Source organism: Psychrobacter sp. Arc9 (assembly GCF_041431295.1).
Lineage (GTDB): Bacteria > Pseudomonadota > Gammaproteobacteria > Pseudomonadales > Moraxellaceae > Psychrobacter.
In genome coordinates this window covers 20189-27561 of sequence record NZ_JASMRK010000035.1, presented here as the reverse complement: position 1 = coordinate 27561, position 7373 = coordinate 20189, and the positions used below count along the sequence as shown (strand labels likewise).

General features: G+C 40.1%; 6 protein-coding genes. All 6 read left to right on the top strand.

From position 1 onward, the window contains the following. The first annotated feature begins 81 nt into the window (after window positions 1-81). The 6 genes from QO187_RS12975 to QO187_RS12950 all read left to right on the top strand — a co-directional run bounded on the left by QO187_RS12975 (window position 82) and on the right by QO187_RS12950 (window position 7277). On the top strand, window positions 82-546 hold the full coding sequence (locus QO187_RS12975; RefSeq protein ID WP_371548569.1) for a hypothetical protein: 465 nt from the start codon (window positions 82-84) through the stop codon (window positions 544-546). A gap of 212 nt (window positions 547-758) precedes the next feature. Then, on the top strand, window positions 759-1886 hold the full coding sequence (locus QO187_RS12970; RefSeq protein ID WP_371548567.1) for a phytanoyl-CoA dioxygenase family protein: 1128 nt from the start codon (window positions 759-761) through the stop codon (window positions 1884-1886). A 175-nt stretch (window positions 1887-2061) separates the two neighbouring features. Next, complete coding sequence (locus QO187_RS12965; RefSeq protein WP_371548565.1) at window positions 2062-3162, top strand: hypothetical protein; 1101 nt, start codon at window positions 2062-2064, stop codon at window positions 3160-3162. Window positions 3163-3277: 115 nt separating this feature from the next. Further along, window positions 3278-4171, top strand: coding sequence for a UTP--glucose-1-phosphate uridylyltransferase (locus QO187_RS12960; protein WP_371548563.1), 894 nt, complete (start codon window positions 3278-3280; stop codon window positions 4169-4171). 3 nt (window positions 4172-4174) lie between these two features. Then, on the top strand, window positions 4175-5854 hold the full coding sequence (gene pgi / locus QO187_RS12955) for a glucose-6-phosphate isomerase (protein ID WP_371548561.1): 1680 nt from the start codon (window positions 4175-4177) through the stop codon (window positions 5852-5854). Between the two features lie 64 nt (window positions 5855-5918). Further along, window positions 5919-7277 carry a UDP-glucose/GDP-mannose dehydrogenase family protein gene (locus tag QO187_RS12950; protein WP_371548571.1) on the top strand — a complete coding sequence of 453 codons (1359 nt, stop codon included), beginning with the start codon at window positions 5919-5921 and terminating at the stop codon, window positions 7275-7277. The last annotated feature ends 96 nt before the right edge of the window (window positions 7278-7373 follow it).

The following is a 7373-nucleotide window of genomic DNA, read 5'->3' as shown; positions in this document are numbered from 1 at the left end:
TTTGGCATGGTTCCTAGACAACGATGAATGTTCTTCTTATTTTAATTCCCTCTGCTACTTTTGCAAGAGGTCTAATATTTAGTGTGTATTGGAAGCTCTGCTGGTGCTTTTTCTAGTATTATGATAGGGCAATCACTAAAAGCTGATATTGTATTTGCATTTATGACAAGAACCCAAGCATTTTTTAGCCGATCTCACGAGTTTTATAGAGACCTACAGATTAGTACAAAATTATTTAAACCAAAAGATATTGATATTGGTTATATTCAATATAAAGACAAAGGATTTTATCCTAAGATTTATATGACTCTATGTGAAAATGAGCCTCTCGACATGATGTCTACATATAGTCTCAATAAAAAAGATCCAAATCTACATATTACTTATTGTCATAGTGATGTACATAATGTTATGAAATATTTAGGCGCAAAAAATGTGTACAGGGAAATAACAAAAGTAGTTGAAAAAGAATTAATGAATAAATTTAAATTACCAATGCAAAAAAATATCTTTGCGCATTTAGAAGGTTATAACTATAATAGTTAAAAGATTTAAGTACTCAATATAATTTAAAATGTTATCGAGTACACTATATTCACATAATTTCAAAAGCAATATTGACTTAAATAGAGCAGATATAATTGATTTTTCGATAACTTAACAGCTAAATGTTAACTATATTTTTTTTGTTAGAATATATTTGATTCGTTGTAATATCTATGATTAAAAAGTGATTAAAATGACTATAAGGATTATTGATGTATCAACCAATTGACAAGCTCCTAATTGAAGCTCGAGATTATAGTGTTCGACTTGAGGCCAGCGCTGCCCAAGATCTATCAATGAATCTTGACAATTATCTTAGCCCTTCTTGGACAGTGCGTAAGGTGCTTGAAGGCTATGAGCGCTATGCTAAGACAGGTATCAATGATGAGCTAACTTATATGCGTTTCCGAGAAGCTTTTAGTGAAACTGAAGGTAGTAGTAATCGTGTATTCAGTAATGTGATTGCTGATCATATCGGTAAGACAGAATATGACTTTTCGCAGACTATTTTTGGCGAAGACGTGGACGCTGCTAACACTGTTAAAACTGGTCTTTATCATCTTAAGCACCATGGCTTTTACAAAACAAAGCTTCAAGTACCAACTGAAATAGTTGAAAGCCTGAAAAATAAAGTTTTGAATAGCATGGAAGCTGACCATGGAAGTGATGTTGGAAAGGCTATTTTTGGAACGGACGATGCTCCTTTGCAGATTAAAGGGAAGCATGGTCCGCTAACTACGTTTGAAGAAATGTATGAAATTTCAAGTGACCCTATATTGTTAGCAATGGTTCAAGAGTATATGGGTGTGCCACCAATTTTCAACACTCCTGTCGCTTTCTTAAATTCGGCCCGTAAAGTCAAGTCACAAAGAGAACTTTCAGATACGGCACAGCTCTACCATCATGATATGCATCGCTTGCAGTTTGTGAAACTTTTCATATATTTAACGGATGTAGATATGGAGTCTGGTCCACATACATTGATTCCGGGTACACACCGTAATAGGCCTTCAGAAATGTGGGCAGACGGCCGGCATACAGATCAAGCGGTAATAAAATCAGGTCTTATGGAAAATGAAGTTAACATCACTGGTCCAGCGGGCACAGTTTTCCTTGTAGATACAAGTGCATTGCACAAGGGAGCCAACCCTATTAGCAAGCATCGTTTAATGGCACAGGTGCAATATACCAACTCACTATTTGGTAGACCTTGGCCTGAAACAGAGCGGAAGATTTCTCGTGTTGCAAGAAGTGAAAATAAAACATTAAATCAATCTGCTGAACTGGTCCGGAAATACGCCCAACGATCAGGTGTGCGTTTTATGCAGAACTATATTTAATATAAGTTTGAATAAAATTGTATTGTCAGGCCAGCTTTTGCTGGCCTGATGTTTTAGGATGAATTGAAGTTCGGCTATAGATTAAATTTTCAACTACATTATTATATAAAGTTTACGGGTTTTCGATTTTTAGCTATAGCAATTACTTAATAGGTTCTCAATGGTACTATATCGCTTGACCCGAAAGTTAGTATTAAATCCCAAGCAGTTCCTTATTGATTTTATCAACAATCGTAAACATCTTAGAGTAGATCCGAAAGATACTGTTTTTGCATTCAATATTAAGGAGTGGAAAAGACCTTACTTAGAGAAATTTTATCCAAATAAAACAATTGTATATATTCCTCTAAACTTGAATGAGCCTTTACTGAAAAGAAAGTATCTGCCTCATATTATCGATAATAATATCGAGGTTTTGGTTTGGGGTATGACTTTACCTGAAATCATTAAAGACAGTAGTGCAAAAATTACGTATGTCGAAGATGGTTTTATACGTTCAATAGGTTTGGGTTCTGAGCATACTCCACCTATGTCATTAAATTTTGATTCCAAAACAATCTACTTTAATGCACAACAAGTATCAGAGTTGGAAGATATCCTCAATAATTATGACTTTGCCTCAGATGTAGAGTTGTTAGCCCGTGCTAAACGACTAAAAAGCACACTATTAAATACTGGCATAAGCAAGTACAACCATAGTTCTGATGTTGACATAAATAGTATCTATGGAGAAAAAACTAAAAAACGGGTTTTAGTTCTTGGACAAGTTGAGGATGACGCATCTATAAAATATGGTTGCGCAAGCCCAATTACAAACAATGACTTAGTACGTTTAGCAGTAAGTGAAAATCCTTCCTCTCAAGTTATCTACAAACCTCATCCAGATGTCTTACTTCAAAAGCGTAAAATGCTTTCAGACCCAAAGGAGGTCGCCGATATTTGTGAGGTATTAGTAGATGATATTCCACTTGCACAGTCATTAGAAACAATTGATCATGTGTATACGATAACCTCTCAAGCAGGGTTTGAGGCGCTACTAAGGAACATATCAGTTACAACTTTCGGTTGTCCTTTTTATTCTGGTTGGGGTGTCACCGATGATCGTCAGCCAAACTTGCGGCGGAAAGTAAAGCGAACAGTTGAAGAGATTCTTGCTGCTGCCTATATCCTGTATCCTAAATATTTTGATTTTCATAAAAATGAAACAGTTGAAGTAGAAGACGTTATTAAAAAGTTATTGGCTGAGAAAGTGGCTTGTTCTGATCTTGAAGGCTAAGAAGTAGGAAGTTCAAGCGATATTTTAGTTAGGGCTTATTGGAGTTATTATTACTTTTAAAATAATGATATTCTTTTGAAAGATAAAACTTTTCTTAACAAGGTGCTGTATTTATATGATTGGACCTAACAACATCACTCACGCCGTTATTCCTGTCGCAGGCTTTGGCACCCGTATGCTGCCATTGTCGAAATCTGTGCCAAAAGAGTTGTTGCCGCTTGGCAATCGCCCTGCTATTCACTACGTGGTCGAAGAGGCTATCGCTGCTGGTATCAAGCATATTGTCTTGGTCGGTCATGCACAAAAAAGCGCGATAGAAAACTATTTTGATATAAATGCGGAGTTGGATAATCAATTACGTCATAAAGGCAAAGATGAGTTGGCTGATAGCTTAAATTGGTTGCCAGAAGATGTGACTGTGTCGATGATACGTCAAGGTAAGGCGTTAGGTTTGGGACACGCAGTACTGGCAGCGCGACCAATCATTGGTGAGCATGACTTTGCCGTATTATTGCCTGATGTCGTGCTTGATCCATTTACCATTGATATGTCTGCTGATAATTTGGCCTTTATGTTAGATGCCTTTGCTACAGATGGTCACTCACAGATATTGGTTGATCAAGTAGCGGATGAAGACGTACATAAATACGGTATTGCTCAACTAGATGAAAAGCTTAGCAATACTAATGATATTAATGAAGAAGTAAATACTAACGCCAGCTTTAAAGTGGCTGGTTTTGTAGAAAAGCCCAATTTAGATGATGCTCCTTCAAATCTGGCTGTGGTAGGGCGCTATGTATTTAGTAACCATATCTTTGATTACTTAGCCAATACTAAAGCATCTGTCGGTGGTGAGATTCAGCTGACAGATGCGATTGATGCGCTCATTAGTGAATATGGTGTCCATGTCACAACTATGCGCGGCAATAGCTACGACGCAGGCGATATGCGTTCATATATGCAGGCATTTATCTACTTTGCTGAACAGCAATTAGCAGATGATGAGTAGCTGATGAATGAGATAAAGGGCGATAAGGCATATAGCAGTGCTCGACATTCTAAATACTGGCAGCAACTACAAACGCTTGCAAAGCATCCGTGGTCGCTTGCACAGTTATTTGCGCAAGATGATAAGCGTGCCAAGCATTTCAGTGTGCAGACTGGAGCGCTGTATATGGACTTTAGTAAACAGCGTATCGATCAGACAGTATTGTCTAACTTACTGAGTTTGGCTGATAGCTGTGAGCTAGATGCTCGTATTGATTCGTTACTACAAGGGGCGATGGTAAATACTAGCGAGCAGCGTGCTGCGTTGCATACGGCGCTCCGTCTGCCAGAGAAAGCGACATTACAAGTCGATGGGCAAAATATCGTCGCTGATGTACAGCATAGTTTGTCACAAGTAGCACGCCTATCTGAGCGCGTGCGCAATGGTACATGGCGCGGGTTTTCGGGCAAGGCGATCACGGATGTTGTCAATATTGGGGTTGGAGGTTCTGATCTTGGTCCACTCATGGCAACTACAGCGCTTGATGAATGGGCGGATACCAGTATTGAGGTGCATTTTGTCTCTAATATGGACGGTACTCAGCTTGATAATTTGCTTAAGCATTTAAACCCTGAAACCACACTATTTATTATCTCTTCCAAATCCTTCGGGACAGTTGATACTTTATCGAATGCCAAGACAGCATTATCTTGGCTATTTGCGACGGCAAAACTCCGTGCAGGTACAGAAGATAGTGTATTGCGTCGACACTTTATCGGCATCTCAGCCAATAGTGAAAAAATGAGTGCTTGGGGAATTCATCCTGAGCATCAGTTGCAGCTTTGGGAGTGGGTCGGCGGTCGCTTTTCTTTATGGTCGGCGATTGGCCTTGCCATTGCTATTCGTATTGGTATGAATGGCTTTAAGGCTTTATTAAGTGGTGCTCATAGTATGGATGAGCATTTTGCACAGGCTGACTTTGCTGATAACTTACCAGTGCTACTAGGCCTGTTGGCAGTTTGGAACAGTACTTTTTTACAAGTAAATGCGCATACCGTATTGCCTTATGATGGCAGGCTAGGCTATCTACCCAGCTATCTTACCCAGCTAGAGATGGAGAGTAATGGTAAGTCAGTTACTCGGAACGGAGATCATATTGATTATGATACTTGCCCAATTCTATGGGGTGAAATCGGCTCAAATGCGCAGCATGCATTCTATCAGCTGCTACATCAAGGTACGCAGCAGGTTTCCTGTGACTTTATCGCTTGCGTACGTCGCTACGGTGATGAAGCACAAAACTCCTCATTGCAGCAACAGCATGAATTGTCTTTAGCCAACTGTCTAGCGCAAAGTCGAGTATTGGCATTTGGCAATGCTGCTGTGACAGATCTGGTCGATCCACAGGCAGTTTCCGAAGCAGACAAATATAAGTACTACCGTGGTAACCAACCGTCAACCACATTACTGATTGATGAGCTGACGCCGCATAGCTTAGGCGCATTGATAGCGCTCTACGAGCATAAGGTCTATGTCATGGCCAGTATCTGGGATATCAATCCGTTTGATCAATGGGGCGTCGAGATGGGCAAGCAAATGGCAGACTCGGTACACCATGCCATGCAGCATATCCAGACGGACTCTCAAGGTCTATTCGATACGTCTACTGACCAATTACTACAGCGTATTAAGCAGCTGTCCTAGCGATAATGGTGTGTCAATAATATAGGAAAGTACGCTCATGCAGACGCCTTTAGATGGTAGCCATATGAATAAATACAATAATGAATCTAAACCAAACCAATTAACTGATTCTACAGTTTGTGTGCTTATTGGTCACAGTATAGAGGCGATTACTAGTGCAGTGGTGCTGGCAAGTCTCGGTCAGCGTGTGCATCTTTACGCAGACAAGATGCTACTGACGCAGCAGATACAACAGTATGGTTTTGAGCATCATCTGCAAGCCCTATGGCAAATGTATGAGCAGCAGCAGGTCATTACCAGTAAGGAATTACCGGCTAGTGCCGATATGCTAATAAAAGGCTATGAAGCAGCTAGTCATAACGAAACTGATGCTCAAAATACGGTGACGCTTTATTGGTTATTTTTAGACAATATTAAACCTGTGTGGACAAAAGACAGTTGGATAACCGCGTTTAATCACAGCTATCAGCAGGCAATCCCTGTGATTATGAGCGGCATTGAGCAATTGGGTCATGTAGAAGGATTGGCTCACCGCTTACAGCGTGCTTGGGTCTATTACGTGCCATTTGTATTCTTACAAGATGGCGATGCGTATAGCTCGATGTTGAATCCTTCGTTATGGTTACTGGGTGAAAAAACAGCGAGTAGCAGCCAGCACTTAAATGTGTTAAAGCCTTTAATGCAGCATGCACGCGCTACCCATTATGCTGATATCGCAACGATAGAGTTTGCCCGTAGCAGCATCATGGCGATGCTAGCAACCAGAGTAAGCTTTATGAATGAGATGTCACGTTTGGCTGATAGTCAAAATGTCGATATCAGTCAAGTCAGTCGCATTATGGGATTGGATGAGCGGGTAGGCAGTAGTTATCTAAAAGCAGGGTGGGGATTCGGTGGTAATACTTTGCCTACTGAGCTGGCTAAATTACAACAATCAAGCCGTACACACAGTTTGGATATGCCTCTATTACAATCTATCGTGCATATCAATGAAGATCAAAAAGAGCTGATATTCCGTAAATTTTGGCAATATTTTGATGGTTTTATCGATAATAAAACCGTGATGATTTGGGGCGGTAGTTATAAATCAGGTTCAGGACGTACCGCTGGTTCAGCTATCCATCCGTTGTTAGCATTACTGTGGTCTTATAATATTCGCACACTGGTTTATAGCGATAAGGCACAGCATGAACTTGCCGAGCTCTATCAGCAACAGCCATTGCTTGAGCTTATTACTAGTCCCTATCAACAGCTTTGCGATACCCATGCTATTTTCATCGTTAGTTGGTCACCGCGAGATCAATTAGATATCGCCCAAATCAATCAGCAAGCCATGCCAGTATTTGATGCGCAAAATGCCCTGACACGTTCACAAATCAATAGCTTAGTAGGTGACTATATGGGTATTGGTCGAACTAAATAGTTTGGTTTAAGGTTTTCTGTGTATAGAAAAAAGGCTCGCTAACACTCATTAGCGAGCCTTTTTCGACTGACAATCAGAATGATTTTTACTGGGTTA

Coding starts and splice junctions, on each gene's coding strand:
- QO187_RS12970 (WP_371548567.1), top strand. CDS start 759: ATGTATCAACCAATTGACAAGCTCCTAATTGAAGCTCGAGATTATAGT.
- QO187_RS12960 (WP_371548563.1), top strand. CDS start 3,278: ATGATTGGACCTAACAACATCACTCACGCCGTTATTCCTGTCGCAGGC.
- pgi (WP_371548561.1), top strand. CDS start 4,175: ATGAATGAGATAAAGGGCGATAAGGCATATAGCAGTGCTCGACATTCT.
- QO187_RS12950 (WP_371548571.1), top strand. CDS start 5,919: ATGAATAAATACAATAATGAATCTAAACCAAACCAATTAACTGATTCT.